This window comes from Bacillus cereus group sp. MYBKT111-2, from assembly GCF_051915205.1.
In the GTDB taxonomy this organism is placed as follows: Bacteria; Bacillota; Bacilli; order Bacillales; family Bacillaceae_G; genus Bacillus_A; species Bacillus_A paranthracis.
The window spans coordinates 166,229-184,082 of the sequence record NZ_JBQAEG010000003.1 but is presented as its reverse complement, the minus strand read 5'-3'; the positions used below and the strand labels follow the sequence as shown (position 1 = coordinate 184,082).

Here is a 17,854-nt window from a genome sequence, read left to right as displayed (position 1 = left end):
ATGAGAAATAGGGAGGTTATTAAGGTGATGGAAAGAGTGTATAATTTTTCAGCAGGACCATCAATACTCCCTTTGCCAGTTTTAGAGAAAGTGCAAAAGGAGCTTGTAAATTATAACGGGACAGGCATGTCTATTATGGAAATGAGTCATAGATCTTCTTATTTTCAAAGTATTATAGATGAAGCGGGTAGCTTACTTCGTGAATTAATGAACATTCCTGATGAGTATGAAGTATTGTTTTTACAAGGTGGTGCTTCATTACAATTCTCTATGATACCGTTAAATTTAATGAATACGTATAAAAAAGCAGGGTACGTATTGACTGGTTCATGGTCTAAAAAGGCACTGCAAGAGGCTGAAAAAGTAGGAGAAGTGCAAGTGATTGCTTCTTCTGAAAATGAGAAGTTTACTACAATTCCTAAACTGGATGGTTTACTAGGCGATGAAAAACTAGATTATGTACATATTACAACGAACAATACAATTGAGGGAACGAAGTATGTGGACATTCCACATGTAGATAAAGTACCACTCGTTGCGGATATGTCCTCAAATATTTTATCAGAACGATATGATGTTTCAAAGTTTGGTCTTATATATGCGGGAGCGCAAAAGAATTTAGGGCCAGCAGGCTTAACGATTGCGATTATAAAAAGAGATTTAATTGGGGGAGCAGATCGCTCTTGTCCTACAATGTTAAACTATGAAACATACAGCAAAAATAACTCCTTATATAATACACCGCCGTCCTTTAGTATTTACGTAACAAAACTTGTACTAGAGTGGCTGAAAGAGCAAGGCGGAGTATCTGCGATTGAAGAACAAAATAAAATAAAATCTTCACTTCTTTACAATTTCTTAGATGAATCAAAATTGTTTACTTCACCAGTTGATCCTACGTATCGATCACTTATGAACATTCCGTTTACAACACCGTCAGAAGAGCTGAACAGTGAGTTTTTACAAAAAGCGAAAGAACGAGGACTTGTTACGCTAAAAGGACATCGCTCAGTCGGTGGTATGCGCGCAAGTATTTATAATGCGATGCCAGCACACGGCGTACAGCAATTAGTAAATTATATGAAGGAATTTGAGCTTGAGAATAGATAGGGAGATGGGGATATGTTTCGTGTTCAAACGTTAAATCAAATTGCAGAAAAAGGTTTGCAAGTGCTTAGCGGAGAGCGCTATGAAGTAGGGGAGAGAATGGACCACCCAGACGGTATTTTACTTCGCAGCTATTCTTTACATCAAGAAGAGTTTTCAAAAGATTTAAAGGCGATTGCCAGAGCTGGTGCTGGTGTAAATAATATTCCTGTCGAGCGATGTACAGAAAAAGGGATTGTAGTCTTTAATACGCCAGGGGCGAATGCTAATGCAGTAAAGGAACTCATTATCGCCAGTCTTATTATGTCTTCACGCAACATTATTAACGGAGTAAGCTGGACGAAAAATTTAGAGGGTGAAGAAGTACCGCAGCTTGTTGAATCAGGGAAAAAACAATTCGTTGGATCAGAGATTGCAGGGAAACGTCTAGGTGTTATCGGACTTGGCGCAATTGGTGCTTTAGTTGCGAACGATGCGTTAGCTTTAGGCATGGACGTCGTCGGTTATGACCCTTACATTTCAGTTGAAACAGCTTGGCGCCTTTCTACACATGTGCAAAGAGCATTTAGTTTAGATGAAATTTTTGCAACGTGTGATTATATTACCCTTCATATTCCACTTACGAATCAAACGAAGGGAATTATTGGTGAACACGCTATAGAGAAGATGAAAAAAGGTATGCGTCTATTCAATTTCTCTAGAGGAGAACTTGTAGATGAAAAGGTTCTTCAAAAAGCGTTAGAAGAAGAGATTATTGCACATTACGTAACGGACTTCCCAAATGAAAATGTGATTAAGATGAAAAATGTAACTGCGACTCCACACCTTGGTGCATCTACGTCTGAATCAGAAGAAAATTGTGCGATCATGGCAGCGCGTCAATTACGTGAATATTTAGAGACAGGAAATATTCGTAACTCAGTCAACTATCCAAACGTAGAATTGCCGTATATCGGAAAGAAACGTATTACAATCATGCATCAAAACGTTCCGAACATGGTAGGACAAATTACAGGATGTTTAGCAGAGCATCATATTAATATTGCGGATATGATTAATCGTAGTAAACATTCTTGGGCGTACACGATGATTGATATTGATAACGGAATTGATGATATAATAAAAGAGAACATTGTGGAAAATATAAGTAAAATTACAGGTGTTGTAGCCGTTCGAATGATTGTGTAAAGGAGAGAGGAACTTGGCAAAAATCCGACCGTTTCGGGCCATTCGTCCAGTAGAAGAAAAAGCAGCGGAAGTGGCAGCTTTACCGTATGACGTTTTAAATAGTGAAGAGGCAAGAGAGGTTGTAAAAGGGAATCCGTATTCTTTCTTACACGTTGATAAAGCAGAAATTGATTTAGACCCAGCGCTTTCACCGTACGATGATCGCGTATATGAAAAAGCGGGTGAAAATTTAAATCGATTGATACGAGAAGAAGTGTTCATTCAAGACGAAGAGCCAGCACTATATATTTATGAACTGACCATGCAAGGTAGAAAGCAGTCCGGTCTTGTCGTTTGTACGTCTATTGATGAGTATGAAGACGATACAATTAAAAAACATGAAAGAACGCGTCATGAAAAAGAACTAGATCGTATTCGTCACGTAGATGTATGTGACGCAAATACAGGTCCTATCTTTTTAACGTATCGTACAAAAGAAGAAGTGAAACGTTTCATCGCAAGCTGGAAAGAAGAACATGCGCCAATCTATACATTTACAGCAGAAGACGGCGTTAGGCATGTTGCTTGGAAAATAGATGATGAAGAAGTAATTGCAGGCTTAGTGAACGTATTTGAAGACATTCCTAATCTTTACATTGCAGATGGACATCACCGCTCCGCATCAGCTGCAAAAGTAGGGCTTATGCGAAGAGAACAATATCCGAATTACACAGGAGAAGAAGAGTTTAATTTCTTCCTATCAGTTTTATTCCCTCATGATGAATTATCAATTTGGGACTATAACCGAGTTGTGAAAGATTTAAACGCCTTATCAGAAGAACAGTTTTTAAAGCAAATCACGCAATACTTCTATGTAGAAGAAGCATCTGTTTCACCGTATAAACCAAATGAACCAAAAACATTTGGCATGTATGTGAACGAGAAGTGGTATAAGCTCACAGTGAAAGAGGAAACGTTTGATGCGAATGATCTTGTGAAAGGTTTAGATGTATCTATTTTGCAAGATCATTTATTAAGCCAAGTACTTGAAATACATGATCCGCGATCTGATTCACGTATCGACTTTGTCGGAGGAATCCGCGGATTAGAAGAACTAGAACGCCTTGTAAATAGCGGTGCATATAAAGCGGCGTTCTCGCTATATCCGACATCAATGGAATCTTTATTAGCAATCGCAGACGCTGGAGAAGTTATGCCACCAAAATCAACGTGGTTTGAACCGAAACTGCGTAGTGGGTTATTTGTACATTCTTTAAAATAATGATAGACTTCATTAGTTTGAAAAACCGAAATGATTTTAGTTTCGGTTTTTCTTATTTTAAAAGAGTTAAGGACATTCCTAGTATTACAAGAAATGTCCTTTCCACTAAATTATAGGATATTTTGCTGAAATTCAAACTCTAAAATTAGTTTACTAGTTTGACCTGTAAACTGATAATTATAGAATCCTCGTAGGTTTTCTAAGTTACCGGTAGCTTTAATAATTGTTCCTGGGGAATCTAAATTTCCTTTATCAAATATTCCTTGCTCTATAGCTGTAAATGTCCCTTGTTGCCCCTTATAAATCCCTTCAAAGTGTAAAAATCCAGAAATTTTAGCAGTAGCCAAGTGACCATCATTTATATTTGAGTCTAAATAATATAATAAGTATTCAACAAAAGCTTTTCCTTTTAATTCCCCATCAATATCATATTCAACATGAGCAATATTAATAGGGAAATCTTTTCTAGTATCATCAATTGGTTTTTCATCCCATTTACTTACTGTAAATGTTACTTCCATACACGTAATCTCCCTCCAATTATATACTTTTAAAAAGTATCCGTTCACATTCATATCTCATAGGAGTGATTTTATTCATTCCACGCCACTTTCTAAAATAGAGAACGATCCATTTCCACAATCAATTTCTGCCATTGCCCCGTAAGGTAAAATAAACTTCGGTTCAGTATGGCCAAAATTTAAATTATAAAGAATCGGCAAATCTTCTAAGTTATATTCTCTCATAACTTTCAGTATTTCATCTTTATATTCTTCATAGTATTGTTCATCTTTCGGTTTACCGAAAATGATACCTTTTGCTTTTTGCAGAATGCCTTGCGCTGCATAATTTCGTAACCAATACTTTATATAACTTGGTTCTGGATGATCTTCAGAAGTTTCAAAGAAGAGAATACTATCCTCCCAATGTTTTTTCTCAGGCCAAAGTTCCGTTCCTTTTGCAAATTCTAGTACTTCAATGCAACCACCAATTAAACGCCCTTGTACAGTAGTAGAGCCTTGAAGTAACTCATACCCGTTGTTTTGCTGCATCGTACGTCTTGTATCCTTATTTATTTCGATCCATTCTAAACGCTCACTTGTCCATTTATGAGCTGGTTGAATCTTGCCAATCGTTTCATTGGAAAAGAGAGTTCGATTTACCATTTCAATTGTATATGGATCCATTTCTACATTTTCGGCAAAGTCGGTCAAAATTGCCGGACCGTATAAAGAGGAAAGGCCTGCTTTATGACAAAATAAATGTGAAATAGTAACGTCAGAGTATCCCATAAAAATTTTCGGGTTTTCACGTATTACATTAAAATCTATATAGGGAAGTAGGCGAATGCTATCTTGACCGCCAATATTCGCAATAATTGCTTTCACGCGCGTATCTTTAAATGCTGTCATTAAATCTTCCGCACGAGCTTGTGGGTTGTTATAAATGAATTCGCTACCTTTTAAACTATTTGGCATGGGAACAACCGTAAGACCGAAAACTTCTTCTAACCTCTTTACCCCTTGCTCATATCGCCATCTTATTTCAGGATCACCTGCTCCTCCCCATGAAGGACTTACTGTTGCCACAACATCTCCTGCCTGTAATCTCTTTGGTTTTATTAACATGTTAACTCCGCTCCTACATAATGTAATGGACTACGATTATCAAACTGTAGTATTGAAAAATATGATGCATGACATTAGTTTCTTCATCATCAATTCGTTTACCTGCTGGTGTACAAGAATTTAGCAGTAGTATTGAATATAGGGAAAAACGCTTTATATTTAAAAAGCACAGTATGCAACATTGCATAAGAAAGAGGGTTGCTATTTTTTATGACTTGTAACTATAATGGTTACAGGTTGGTCGTATCCAATCAAATATAAAATCATCATGAATGGAGATGTTTCATAATGGGTATGAAAAAATTAATTTTAGCAGGTGCTTTAGGAATCGCAGCATTATCAGGAACAAATTTACCAGGACTAGAAGTAACAACAGCGAGTGCAGCTTCTATTGAATCGAATTTCTCGACGTTAGAAGGACGAGTAGTAGAAGTAGATAACGGTGTAATTGTCGTAAAATCTAAGCAATATGAAGAACCTGTTAGTGTATACATGGATACTTTCTCAAATGTGAAAGTAGGAGATGAGGTTAAAGCTACTGGATCTATGATGCGTAATTTTACAGAATATATGGTTGCAACTGCAATTGAAAATACAACAAACAAGTTAGGTATGCATATGAAAGAAGATGGCTCACCTGATTATGTAATTGGAGAAGTAGCAAAAGTAGGAACAGACGGTGCTACTAAATATGTCGTAGTGGAGTATCCATCGTTAAACGGGAAGAAAGATATTATTGATGTTTTCTTAACAAAGGGACAAGTATTTAATGTGGGTGAGAAAGTGAAAATTGATATGAATTATGTGGGCTGGGGTGGAAGTTCTATTAACTGGAACACAGTTGATCATATCGAAAAAGTGCATGAAGTAAAAAACAACGTTGAAAATAATGACGATGTTTGGATTTGGTCTTAATTAGATTTCTGTAAATAATAAATGGATTATTCAGTACCTAGCAAATGGTCATAGACATGACCATTTGCTAGGTACTTTTTTGTTTTGTATTTTTTGAGAATAAGGTATTCCTGACTAGAATATGATGTTTAAATCGGAGTGAATTTAAAAAATACAATAATGAAAGAGGTGTTTATATATGGAGCGAGATGAGAATTATTTACGAGCTAAAAAAAGAGTGGAGAATTTAAAAGCGTTTTATATTCATTTAGCATTATATATACTAGTTAACTTAATGCTTTTTTTTATAAATATAAGCTCTGATTCAAGTAAATTATGGTTTTTATATCCACTTGCAGGTTGGGGGATTGGTATCGTTATACACGGTTTAACAACTTTTCCATTTGGGATATTCGGAAAAGAGTGGGAAGAACGAAAGATTAAAGAATATATGGAGAAAGATAAGTAAATTTATTTTGGAATGTATGAATATAAATCTCTACAATCAAATGCTTAATGCGAAGCCTATTCTATAGCTTCGCCTATTTGTTTTGTACTCGAAGTTCATGCGAGTACGTGTTCCTATTCGGTTTTTAGCATGAATAACATGTGAAATCAAAACTTTACTTGTAGTACATAATAAATACAGTTGTTACCCTTTTAAAATTACATGTGGATATAGAATAAAGTTGATTTATCATCCTATATGAAAATAAAAATAAACCACTGTTCGATTTGAATATTCCACGATATAATGGTGAGAGTTTATGACAGAATAAATATTTACATAAGAAGTGAGGTACTGTATGAAAAAAAGAACGACAGACATTATTTTTATTATTATCGGTGCATTTCTTTTTGCGTTAGGTGTGAATTTGTTTGTAATCCCGAATGAGTTCGGTGAAGGCGGGGTAACAGGTATTACGATTATTACGTACTACTTATTTGAGTGGTCACCAGGTTTAGTGAATTTAATTTTAAATGCGATTTTGTTAATAGTCGGCTATAAATTTTTGAATAAAATCACAACGATTTATACGATTATCGCTGTAGTTACAAACTCGCTATTTCTTCATTTAACAGAAGGATGGACGATTGCTTCGGATGAAATGCTCGTAAATGCCATTTTCGGTGGAATATTTATCGGATGCGGGATTGGTCTTATCATTCGCGTTGGTGGAACGACAGCAGGAACTACGATCTTAGCGAGGATGACACATAAATACTTAGGCTGGAGCATTAGCTATGGTCTACTGTTCTTCGATTTAATCGTTGCGTTTTCATCTTATTTCATCATTGGTGCAGAAAAACTGATGCTGACAATTATTATGCTATATGTAGGAACGAAAGTAATGGAATTTGTAATTGAAGGTTTAAATCCGAAAAAGGCCATTACAATTATTTCTGATAATCCGGATGAAATTGCCGGGAAGGTAACAACCTTAATGGGCAGAGGGGTTACCGTGTATTCAGGTCATGGCTATTACACGAAAACGCCGAAGGACATTCTATATGTTGTTATTAATAAGCAAGAAGTAGTGAAGCTAAAGCGGATTGTTCAAACTACAGATCCGGCTGCGTTCATCGCTATACACGATGTTCGTGATGTGTTTGGAGAAGGATTTGTTGATATTTCGAAAGCTTAGAAATTATTTTTGTTTAAAATAATCTTAATACTAAAACGTGAGAATCTATTTTGAATAATCTTTTTTCAAAATAGATTCTTTTTTAATTAAACGCCATTCACTTTTAGTTCAATCTTTTGCGTTCTAATGGAAACGGCCGATAAAGCGCTCCAGTCTGTTTTTTAATTTTGAAATGTGAGAGTTGAATTACAATGGATTATATGTGATTGTTTAATCTACTCCCCATGAGTTCCGCCATTTGTTTTGCATCTGGATTTTCTTCATTGTACAATTTTTCAATAATATTAATATAATCCGTCTCATTTCGATTTTGACTTAATTTATATGCAGCCTGAATGTCTCCTACTTTAATTTTAAACCCAACTATGCCTTTCAGTTCATTTTCTAAGAGAGTGGGGGAAAGTTTATCCCATAATACTGGATTTTCACGATGCTCTTCATATTTTTTCAGCATTGTGGTTAATTCATCTATTAATTCCTCTTTATGTAAAATACTTGCTTTACCATATATATGGACGGCTTGATAATTCCATGTTGGAACTTCTTCATTTTCATACCAAGAAGAAGAGATATAAGAGTGCGGTCCCTGAAACATTACAAGAACATTCTCACAGGTTTCAAATGTTCTCCACTGGGGGTTCCCATAAGCCATATGTCCGGTAATAAAATAGTCATCACCTTTTTTAGTTAATCCAAAGGGCAAATGAGTTGCGATTGGTTTTTCTTTTTTTGTTGTGACGATTGTTCCAAAAGAGTTTTTTTGAACAAAATCCCAAATTTCATCAACATTTGTGACTTTAAAATACTTTGGAATATACATAATAGCCCACCTCTCAAAAAATTTATATGAGTGTTTTAATCATGATAAGGTCAACTTGTTCATCATCTCCCATATAAAAGGAGTGAGAGCCAGCTTGTACAAACCCTGATTTTTTATAAAAAGCAATAGCATTTTCATTTTTCTCCCATACGCCTAGCCAAATATTTTTTTTATTATTTGCTATTGCAATTTCGATAGCGTTATTTAGTAGATATTTTCCAAGACCATGTTTTTGAAAGGAGCTCTTTATATAAATTCTCTCGACTTCAAGTGATTCATCGCCCATTTCTTCAGACTGAGCATCATCAGTATTGATCTTCAGATACCCAGCAATTTTATCGTTGAAGTAGACAAAAAAGAATTGAGAAGAGTTATTGGATAATTCTTTTTCTAATTGCTTTAAGTTAAATGCCTTTTCCAAATAATGATGCATATTTTCGGGTGAATTTTGATGTTTAAAAGTTTCATTAAATGTTTCATAACTAATTTCTTGAAGTTTGTGTATATCTTTAAGGGTGCACTTTTCTATATGTGTAGTCATATTAATAGTTCGCTCCTTTATATAATCAATAATCTCTCTTATTTCCCTTTTTTACAAATTCCCAATCTTTTTCTATATTTTTTCTTACTCTTTGAAGAAGGTTAGAAATAGTTTCCGCTTCTGTTTCCGAAAATCCCTCTAATGCAACAGTATTGGAATAATCATTTTCTCTCTTAATGAAAGGATAAACATTTTTTCCTTTTTCTGTCGGGAAAAGTTTTTTAATTTTTTTGTTAGATTCATCTTCTTTCTTTTCGATAAATCCATTGATTTCAAGCTTTTTGATAGCCCGGGCTGCAGTTGTACGATCTACTTTTATCATTTCAGATAGCTTTTCTTGAATGATTCCTGGGTTTTCACATATTCGCACAAGATACAAATACTGACCTTTTGTAAGCTCATATTCTTTAAATTCTATATTACTGATAGAATCTAACGCCCTTGCAATCATACCAATTTCACGAAGAATTTCTTTCATAATGAACTCCTTATCTTTTATTTTTGTTGCAAATGCAACAATTCGAAGTTACATTTAATATAAAACATTTTTATTGTAAATGCAACAAAAATAACGATGAAGAGGTTGATTAAAATGAAGTATATTTTTTATGTATTAGGAATTTTAATATTAACCCTTGGTATTTCTTTTACAATACAATCAGATCTTGGAACGTCACCTTTTGATGCACTTTTAGTAGGACTTTCTTTAAATGTGGGACTTACTGTGGGAAGCTGGGAAATAATAATAGCTTTATTATTAATATGTTGTAACTCAATTTTAAAAAGACATAGACCAGAGATAATAGGGTTGTTAACAGCATTCATCACGGGTATTGGTATTGATGTGTGGCTATTTTTATTACGCAATTTAATTAAACCAGAAATATGGTACAGTAAAATGATTTATTTTGGAATTGGCTTAGTTATTACAGGATTAGGAACTGCGATATATTTACAAACAAATTTTGCTCCCATTCCAATTGACCGATTAACTTTAATCATACAAGAATTAACGAGAACGAATATCTTTATATCGCGAACATGTATTTACCTTATATTCTTAATAATGGCAACGATTTTACATGGACCAATTGGTATTGGAACTATATTAACCGTTTGTTTAGGTGGGCTATTACTGAATTTCTTTATGCCACTTACTAAAAAAGTATTAGATCACTTATTCGTACACCAGAGTACATCACCAAGTTATAAGAGTAATAAAGCAGCTGACCACAATGATAACAAGAGTATCTTCTAAGGAATCCTTTTCTTTTTCTTGCAAAAAATCCAATTGTTTCTTAATGTAGTGATGTAGAAGGATGAATAAGAGAGGGTTTAATGAAGATGATACATATTTTATTAGCTGATGATGATAAGCATATTAGAGAGTTGTTACATTATCATTTACAAAAAGAGGGGTTTACAGTTTTTGAAGCAGAAGATGGAAAGGTAGCGCAAGAAGTATTAGAGAAGGAAAATATTCATCTTGCGATCGTAGACATTATGATGCCGTTCGTTGATGGCTATACGTTATGTGAAGAAATTCGGAAGTATCATGATATTCCTGTTATTTTATTAACAGCAAAGGATCAGTTAGTCGATAAAGAAAAAGGATTTATTTCTGGTACAGACGATTATATCGTAAAACCATTTGAACCAGCTGAAGTCATTTTCCGTATGAAAGCTTTATTACGCCGTTATCAAATGCTAAGTGCGGACATAATTACACTTCACGGGACGACAATTGATCGTAAAGGTGTTGAAGTAAAGTGTAACGGGCAGACGATTTTGCTTCCATTAAAGGAATTTGAATTATTATCACAATTAGCTAGTTATCCTGGGAGAACATTTTCAAGAGAAGAATTAATTGAGCTAGTATGGGGAATGGATTTTGAAGGGGATGAACGAACAGTTGATGTTCATGTGAAAAGGCTCCGAGATCGTTTCTCAAAACGAACGGATGATTTTCAAATTACGACAGTACGCGGACTCGGGTATAAGTTGGAGCTGAAATAAAATGAAATCATTATACTCTAGATTTGTTTTTATGACGGTCGGTATTATGCTACTCAGTAGTATTATCGGCTTTTTATTAACGAACGTATATTATCAAGTGAAGTTAAAACCGTATAATAGTGAAAAGATTTTAAAGTATGCGGAAGAAGTTAAATCGTTATATGAAAAGCAAAGCGAAGAAAATCAAGAGGCGTACTTACAATCTATTGCGAAGCTAGGGTATGAAATTTATATTGTCGATGATCAAAAGAATGGAAAGCGTATCGGCAATGCGTTTCGTAAGACGTCTATTAGTGATGATACCGTTCATAAAGTATTGCAAGGGGAAACGTTTAATGGTGTTTCTACATATCCGACTCGTCTATTTATTACTGGTTTTTTCGATAATGAATTAATAAATAGTGTCGGTGTACCGGTAAAGCACGGTGATAAACAGTACGCATTATTTATTCGTCCTGACATTCAAAACCAATTTGGCGAGATGCGAATTTTCTTAGCGGTATTACTTGGGTTTATCGTACTATTAAGTATTATCTTTATAGCGATTGCAGCAGGTTACATCGTTCGTCCCATTCGTAAATTTACGAATGCTACGCAAAAAATTGCGAGTGGAGAATATGAAATTGAATTAGATGTAAAACGAAAAGATGAAATAGGAACGTTATCTACAAGCTTCCAAAAGATGACGAAAAGTATTAAAGAACTCGATGAAATGAGACAAGAATTCGTTTCGAACGTTTCACATGAATTCCAGTCACCGCTTTCTTCCATACAAGGATTTTCGAAGACATTACAAACAGAAAAGATGAGCGTGGAAGAAAGAAACCATTACTTACAAATTATTGAGGGCGAAAGTAAGCGAATGTCTAGTTTATGTAAACAGTTACTTACGCTAGCGTCATTAGATAAAGAAGAGAAAGTTTTACAAATAAAAGAATTCAATTTGCAGAAGCAAATTAAAGACGTCATTTTTATGCTCGAATGGAAATGGCGTGAGAAAGATATCGCCGTTGAATTTGATGTGCCAGATATCACTATAAAAGGTGATGAAAACTTACTTCATCAAGTATGGAGTAATATCTTTACGAATAGCATTAAATTTTCAAACGACGGCGGGACCATTGAGTTTTTTGTCGAAGAGTTAGAGTCTAGCATTATAATTTCTATATCCGATAACGGAATCGGTATGGAGCAAGAAGAAATGGATCGTATTTTTGATCGTTTTTATAAGGTGGATACAGCAAGAGCAAGAAATGTAGAAGGTAGCGGTTTAGGATTGTCGATTGTGCAGAAGATTGTTGAACTGCATAACGGAACTGTTTCAGTTTATAGCACGAAAGGGGAAGGGACGACTGTTCGGGTGGAGCTTCCAAAATAGAGGGAAGAGGCTGTTTGGGAACGGCCTCTTCTTTTTGTCGTTAAGTCGATATAATCGAAAAATCGCTGATATAATCTGAGTTGCGCCGATATATTGTGAAAATCGCCGATATAATTCGAGTTGCGCTGATATATTTGAAAAATCGCCGATATAAATTTCACGTACTCTCATTCCTGCTATAAAGCCGCACCTTTCCCGCGCTCTTCCTTAAACCGAACACCAAAAGTATCCGCTGTAATTTCATCAGCTTTCGGCAATGCTCGTAATTTCGGATGGAGTAGCCATACGAGAGAAATAAATAAAATCCCGATGCTAGCGAGTGCGAAAATGAGTTGGCTACTAAATACATTTGCAGCATATCCGCCAATTAAAGAACCGAACGGCATAGCAATTGTGCCCATACTTCGCATAACTGAATTGATGCGGCCAATATATTGGTTTGGAATTACAATTTGGCTAATTGTCGCAAATAATATGTTGGTTGCACCAATTGGAATCCAAGCTAGGCCGAATAAGAGAATAGATAGCCATTGAAACGGTACGATTGTAGAGAGAAACCAAAAGGTAGCGCCAGTCGCAAAGCCAATAATAGAGACACGGCCAACGTTACGTTTGCCAACCCATGAACTGAATAAAGCACCAATCAGACTACCTGCTGAAATAGCAGCTAAGAAGAAGCCGTATGATTTCACGCCTCCTAAAGAATCAGCGAAAGAAGGGAGTATGGCCATCGTCATACCGATAGAAAAATTGGCAACAACTGAACCGATTAAGAATACGCTCATTAATGAACGAAAGACGATTGAAAAACCTTCTTTTAAATCAGAGAAATATTGTTTAGTTGAAAGTGATGTGTTTGCTGCAGTTTGCTGTGGCATTTTCAATGAAAAGAACAAAAGGGCAGTAATCGCGAATGTGAAAGAGTCAATTACATATAAAGAGATTGCGCCAAGTAGTGCTACTAATATTCCAGAAAGAGTCGTACAAATTAAATCGATGCCTTGATACGCAAATGAGAAGAGTGAGTTTCCTTTTAATAATTGTGTTTTATGCAGTAGAAGTGGTAAAGCTTTTGACTGTGCAGGATAGGCGAATTGTTCGATAAAGGCTACGATGGGCATGATGATGAGTAGTAGTTGGACTGTTAATAGGTCGAAGTAGTGTGTAATAGGAATGATTAATATAAGAATGCATTGCAAAACTTGTGTGATGACGAGGGTGTTTTTAATTTGCCATCTATCAACGAATGGGCCGGTAAGAAATTGTAATGCAGAAGGTAGTAACGTAAGGAAACCAGCCAATCCAGAATAAAAAGGATTACCACTTAGCTTATATACGAGCCACATTGCTGCTACGTAATATAAGCTATCTCCTATGTTTGTAAAAATTCTCCCTAAAAATAATAAGAGGAAATTCCGGTTTTTTAATATGTCCACTTTATCTACTCCTTTATAATAAATTTATTCGGTAAAATAAATTTGACCGTTTATGTAAAAAAAATCGTATTACGATTTTTCTTCTTCTTTAATAAATTGCTGCATTGTTCTCTCTGCGATTTGAAGTGCAGTAGTAGAAATATAATAAGGTTTACTATTCGGATCTTTATCTGCACCTTTTGTGATTTCGTTTAATTCAGACATTAATTCATAAAACTTTTTTACCCACACTTGAAATTGTTCTGGCGTAGCATCAAACTCCCAGCAAGATGAAACGTAATTCCAATCAGCAGGATCTTCGCTTTCTTTTCGTAATGTAAAAGCTTCTTCTGGTGCAGCGAGAATTTGGCTTTTCGTTCTTTCTATCATTTGTAAAAAGATTTGGCGACCTGATTCGCTTACTATTTCTAAATGAGGTAATAGGTCCGCGGCAGGGGTGAAGCCTTTCGCGACAGATTGATAAAACTTTTGAATGATGCCATTCTTTTCTTCTGTATAAACAAGCTCTATAAGACTATTCTTTTCTAATTCTTTTAAATGATAATGAATTTTCGCCCTTGAAATGCCGAATTTCTCAGATAGTAATTGTCCTGTATAAGGACGTTCGCATAGACGTATCATCATTTCGGCACGTAGTGGATCGCTTAATGCTTTTAATTGGCTATAAGTAGTGAGTGTTAATACGGGCTTCAACATGATCAACTCCTTGAATAAAATTACTCGGTCAATATTATTTGACTGAATTGTATCAAGGATTCTATTTATTTTCAATACTTTCTGAAAATTTAATCTTTCCTCTGTAATCTTCTGTTCATATTCCGTTCATATTTCTTTTTTATGATAAGTGCATAGAAAGAAAGAGGAAGGAGCGAGCGAAATGTTTTTAGCTCTGCGTGAATTGAAACAATCAAAATTAAGATATGGATTAATCGGACTTATCATGGTTTTATTATCATTTTTAGTCCTCGTTATTTCAGGATTAGCAAATGGATTATCATATGATAATGCTTCATCGATTCAAAATATGGAGGCAAATAAGTTCGTTTTAGCGGATGATGCGGAAAATAAATTACTTCGTTCACAAATTAAGAAAGACGATGTAGATAACGTAGTCAATCAAGTAGGCGAGAAAGAGGCCGTTCCGTTTCGCGTGAAAGTTTCAACATATGAAAAGAAAGATAGTTCAAAAAAGGTTGATATCGCTATTTTCTCAAGTGAACGCGATACATTTTTGGAACCGAACATTGTAAAAGGTGAGAAATTAGGTACAGCAAACAATGAAATGGTTGCTGACGAATCAATTAAAGAAAAAGGAATCGATATTGGGGATACAATTATCGATCCTGTTTCAAAGAAAGAATTTACAATCGTTGGATTTACGAAAGATCAAATGTTTAGCCATACACCAGTCGTTTATGTAAATGAAGACGTATGGGGTGCTATTTCACAACCAAACCAAAAAGATTATAGTGCAATTGCACTGAATACAGATAAAGAAATTAAAAATGCACATGTTATCGACAAAAAAGAAGTATTACAAAGTATTCCAGGATTTAAAGAAGAGCAAGGAACATTAACGATGATCATTGCGTTCTTACTTGTTATCGCAGCGTTACTAATTGGTGTATTCTTCTACGTCATTACATTGCAAAAAACACAGCAATTAGGCGTATTAAAAGCGATTGGTACAAAGAACTCGTATTTAGCAAATAGCTTAGTCGTGCAGGCGTTATTCTTATCAGTCGTTGCGATGGTAATTAGTATTGTTCTTGTACAAGGGTTAGAACAAATTTTACCAGCAGGTATGCCGTTCTTATTAACAACACCGATGATTGCACAATATGCAGCAATCTTTATTGTCATTAGTATTTTAGGAACACTTATTTCGTTATATCAAGTATTAAAAGTTGATGCATTAGAAGCAATTGGAGGCGGGATGTAATGACTTCATTATTGAAATTAGACAAAGTAAGTAAAGTGTACGGAGAAGGGAATACGGAAGTAACAGCCCTTCATCCGATGTCGCTTGATGTGAAAGCTGGAGAGTTTATCGGAATCGTCGGTCCTTCTGGATCAGGGAAAAGTACGTTATTATCAATCGCGGGTGCATTATTATCACCATCAAAAGGGGATATTTACATTCGTGAGCAAAATATTACGAAGTTATCAGAAAAGGAAATGACAGACATTCGTTTGAAAAAAATCGGTTTCATTTTCCAGTTCGCAAATCTTGTTCCATATTTAAATGTGAAAGAACAATTGCTTTACATTGCAAAGCTTAAAAAAGAAAACAAACAAGAATCAGAAAAGCGTGCGGATCATTTATTAGCGGCATTTGGATTAGGAGAAAGAAAAAATCATTATCCAAATCAACTATCTGGTGGGGAAAAACAAAGGGTAGCAATTGCTCGTGCGTTCATGAATAACCCAGATTTAATATTAGCGGATGAGCCAACGGCAAGCTTAGACTCAAAACGCGCACGTGAAGTTGTTGAAATGATGAAACGCGAAGTGAAAGAAAGCCAAAAAGCAGCTATTATGATTACACATGATGAAAGAATGCTTGATGTATGTGATCGTATATTGACGCTTAGAGATGGACAATTAATATAAAGAAAAAGGGCCAACCGTACATGCGGTTGGCCTTTGTATAATTATTTCTAATAAGTATAATGGCTTTATTTTGAGAATAACGTTTTAATTTTATTGCGCGCAATTAATAAAACGCCGCCTAAAACAGATAACATACCTAAAGCCATATTATTTGATTGCTCACTACCAGCGTTAGGGAGTTCTCTAGCATTATTGTTTGCATTTGTAGTACCAGTCTTTGTTTCTGTTTGTTTCGATTGAGATACTTCATTGATCTTGTTATCTACATTTTGCTTCGTTGTATGTAACTCAGCTAATTTGTCCTCAATTTTTTTCTCAGTATGTTTAAAGTCGTTGATTTTAATATCTAAGTCTTGTTTTTTCTTTGATAAATCGTCTGAAACAGTTTGTTTCGATTGCTTAATCTCGTTAATTTTATTGATTAAATCTTGTCTAGCTTCTTGTAATGCAGCTAGTTTGTTTTTTACATCTTGTTTAGCTAGTTCTAAGTTAGCGGAAAGACTATCTAAATTGCCTTTAATTTTCTTAAGTTCCTCTAACGTGTTACCAGCGTTCGGCTTATTTTCTTTTAGTTCAGCAAGTTTGTCCTCAGCAGTTTGTTTCGCTTTCTTTAACTCAGCTAACTTTTCATCGACTTGTTTTTTAACTTCCTTAAGTTCATTAACCTTTTGATCGATGTTCTCTTTATGTTGCTTCATTTCATTCACTTTTTCATCGACAGTTTGTTTATGTTCTTTAATCTCATTAACCTTATTATCGATATTTTGCTTATGTTCTTTCACTTCAGCAACTTTATCTTCTACTTGTTTTTTATGCTCTTTTATTTCAGCGATTTTATCTTCGGCGATTTGTTTATCTTGCTGAAGTTTTGCATCGAACTCTTCTTTACGTTGCTTAATTTCGTTAATTTTTTCATCGGCAACTTGTTTACGCTCGTGTAGTTCATTCACCTTCGTATCAACATTTTCCTTAACTTTGTTAAGTTCATTCAATGTTTGATCCACGTTTTCTTTGTGTTGCTGCAATTTCGCATCGAACTCTTGTTTATGTTGCTTAATTTCAGCTAATCGATCTCCCGTACTTTGCTGAGGAGTAGCATCATTTACTTCCGCATGAGCAGAGTTTGCGCCAGCCATCATCGCTAAAGCTAGTGTAGACGCAGCGATTGTTTGTTTTGTTTTCATATTTTTGTACCTCTTTTCTTTCATATGCATGAACTGTTTTGTGTAAAATTGAGCATATATAAGTAGATTATTTTATTATTATATACCATGTGCGGCGCCCAGAGGAAGTATTTGCATAATAATCTATGATTATGTAATTTTA

General features: G+C 35.0%; 19 protein-coding genes. 11 read left to right on the top strand and 8 right to left on the bottom strand.

Translation table 11 applies throughout. The features are described 5' to 3' along the window. Positions 1–27 precede the first annotated feature (27 nt). From serC to ACTFNE_RS09680, 3 genes are read left to right on the top strand one after another with little or no spacing between them, the layout of a single operon-like run. Positions 28–1,110: a 3-phosphoserine/phosphohydroxythreonine transaminase gene (gene serC / locus ACTFNE_RS09690; RefSeq protein WP_002163592.1), complete on the top strand. Its 1,083-nt coding sequence runs from the start codon at positions 28–30 to the stop codon at positions 1,108–1,110. 12 nt (positions 1,111–1,122) lie between these two features. Beyond that, on the top strand, positions 1,123–2,295 hold the full coding sequence (locus ACTFNE_RS09685; RefSeq protein WP_270705957.1) for a 3-phosphoglycerate dehydrogenase family protein: 1,173 nt from the start codon (positions 1,123–1,125) through the stop codon (positions 2,293–2,295). Positions 2,296–2,308: 13 nt separating this feature from the next. Beyond that, positions 2,309–3,556: a DUF1015 domain-containing protein gene (locus tag ACTFNE_RS09680; RefSeq protein ID WP_270705958.1), complete on the top strand. Its 1,248-nt coding sequence runs from the start codon at positions 2,309–2,311 to the stop codon at positions 3,554–3,556. 110 nt (positions 3,557–3,666) lie between these two features. Here ACTFNE_RS09680 and ACTFNE_RS09675 read toward each other — a convergent pair whose 3' ends face one another. Both ACTFNE_RS09675 and ACTFNE_RS09670 read right to left on the bottom strand, forming a co-directional pair. Next, entirely contained in the window at positions 3,667–4,077 is a 411-nt protein-coding gene (locus ACTFNE_RS09675; protein ID WP_270705959.1) for a DUF3224 domain-containing protein, read from the bottom strand. Between the two features lie 75 nt (positions 4,078–4,152). Further along, on the bottom strand, positions 4,153–5,184 hold the full coding sequence (locus ACTFNE_RS09670; RefSeq protein WP_270705960.1) for a S66 family peptidase: 1,032 nt from the start codon (positions 5,182–5,184) through the stop codon (positions 4,153–4,155). Positions 5,185–5,472: 288 nt separating this feature from the next. On the opposite strand from ACTFNE_RS09670, the gene ACTFNE_RS09665 reads away from it, so the two are divergent. The 3 genes from ACTFNE_RS09665 (at position 5,473) to ACTFNE_RS09655 (ending at position 7,724) form a co-directional block, all read left to right on the top strand. Continuing rightward, the gene (locus ACTFNE_RS09665) at positions 5,473–6,099 is read left to right on the top strand and encodes a hypothetical protein (protein ID WP_270705961.1); all 627 of its coding nucleotides are present in this window, start codon (positions 5,473–5,475) and stop codon (positions 6,097–6,099) included. 178 nt (positions 6,100–6,277) lie between these two features. Next, positions 6,278–6,547: a 2TM domain-containing protein gene (locus ACTFNE_RS09660; RefSeq protein WP_000438991.1), complete on the top strand. Its 270-nt coding sequence runs from the start codon at positions 6,278–6,280 to the stop codon at positions 6,545–6,547. A gap of 337 nt (positions 6,548–6,884) precedes the next feature. Further along, a complete protein-coding gene (locus ACTFNE_RS09655) occupies positions 6,885–7,724 on the top strand; it encodes a YitT family protein (RefSeq protein ID WP_000747499.1) in 840 nt (279 codons plus the stop codon). A 196-nt stretch (positions 7,725–7,920) separates the two neighbouring features. On the opposite strand, the gene paiB is transcribed toward ACTFNE_RS09655, so the two are convergent. From paiB to ACTFNE_RS09640, 3 genes are read right to left on the bottom strand one after another with little or no spacing between them, the layout of a single operon-like run. After that, the gene (paiB, locus tag ACTFNE_RS09650; protein WP_101166726.1) at positions 7,921–8,544 is read right to left on the bottom strand and encodes a protease synthase/sporulation negative transcriptional regulator PaiB; all 624 of its coding nucleotides are present in this window, start codon (positions 8,542–8,544) and stop codon (positions 7,921–7,923) included. Between the two features lie 22 nt (positions 8,545–8,566). After that, positions 8,567–9,085 carry a GNAT family N-acetyltransferase gene (locus ACTFNE_RS09645; RefSeq protein WP_270705962.1) on the bottom strand — a complete coding sequence of 173 codons (519 nt, stop codon included), beginning with the start codon at positions 9,083–9,085 and terminating at the stop codon, positions 8,567–8,569. Positions 9,086–9,110: 25 nt separating this feature from the next. Further along, entirely contained in the window at positions 9,111–9,563 is a 453-nt protein-coding gene (locus ACTFNE_RS09640; RefSeq protein ID WP_000658984.1) for a MarR family winged helix-turn-helix transcriptional regulator, read from the bottom strand. 114 nt (positions 9,564–9,677) lie between these two features. On the opposite strand from ACTFNE_RS09640, the gene ACTFNE_RS09635 reads away from it, so the two are divergent. The 3 genes from ACTFNE_RS09635 to ACTFNE_RS09625 all read left to right on the top strand — a co-directional run bounded on the left by ACTFNE_RS09635 (position 9,678) and on the right by ACTFNE_RS09625 (position 12,479). Next, positions 9,678–10,343, top strand: coding sequence for a YczE/YyaS/YitT family protein (locus ACTFNE_RS09635; RefSeq protein ID WP_270705963.1), 666 nt, complete (start codon positions 9,678–9,680; stop codon positions 10,341–10,343). Between the two features lie 80 nt (positions 10,344–10,423). Next, entirely contained in the window at positions 10,424–11,101 is a 678-nt protein-coding gene (locus ACTFNE_RS09630; RefSeq protein ID WP_000781974.1) for a response regulator transcription factor, read from the top strand. A 1-nt stretch (position 11,102) separates the two neighbouring features. Next, positions 11,103–12,479 carry a sensor histidine kinase gene (locus ACTFNE_RS09625; protein ID WP_048556822.1) on the top strand — a complete coding sequence of 459 codons (1,377 nt, stop codon included), beginning with the start codon at positions 11,103–11,105 and terminating at the stop codon, positions 12,477–12,479. A 176-nt stretch (positions 12,480–12,655) separates the two neighbouring features. On the opposite strand, the gene ACTFNE_RS09620 is transcribed toward ACTFNE_RS09625, so the two are convergent. Beyond that, positions 12,656–13,915: an MFS transporter gene (locus ACTFNE_RS09620; protein WP_270705964.1), complete on the bottom strand. Its 1,260-nt coding sequence runs from the start codon at positions 13,913–13,915 to the stop codon at positions 12,656–12,658. A gap of 69 nt (positions 13,916–13,984) precedes the next feature. Next, entirely contained in the window at positions 13,985–14,608 is a 624-nt protein-coding gene (locus tag ACTFNE_RS09615) for an ArsR/SmtB family transcription factor (protein ID WP_046198479.1), read from the bottom strand. Positions 14,609–14,792: 184 nt separating this feature from the next. On the opposite strand from ACTFNE_RS09615, the gene ACTFNE_RS09610 reads away from it, so the two are divergent. Next, entirely contained in the window at positions 14,793–15,857 is a 1,065-nt protein-coding gene (locus ACTFNE_RS09610; protein WP_042514844.1) for an ABC transporter permease, read from the top strand. Beyond that, the gene (locus ACTFNE_RS09605) at positions 15,857–16,528 is read left to right on the top strand and encodes an ABC transporter ATP-binding protein (protein WP_016512575.1); all 672 of its coding nucleotides are present in this window, start codon (positions 15,857–15,859) and stop codon (positions 16,526–16,528) included. Before ACTFNE_RS09610 ends, ACTFNE_RS09605 begins: the two co-directional genes overlap by 1 nt. A gap of 65 nt (positions 16,529–16,593) precedes the next feature. On the opposite strand, the gene ACTFNE_RS09600 is transcribed toward ACTFNE_RS09605, so the two are convergent. After that, complete coding sequence (locus ACTFNE_RS09600) at positions 16,594–17,712, bottom strand: LPXTG cell wall anchor domain-containing protein (protein WP_046198461.1); 1,119 nt, start codon at positions 17,710–17,712, stop codon at positions 16,594–16,596. Positions 17,713–17,854 lie beyond the last annotated feature (142 nt).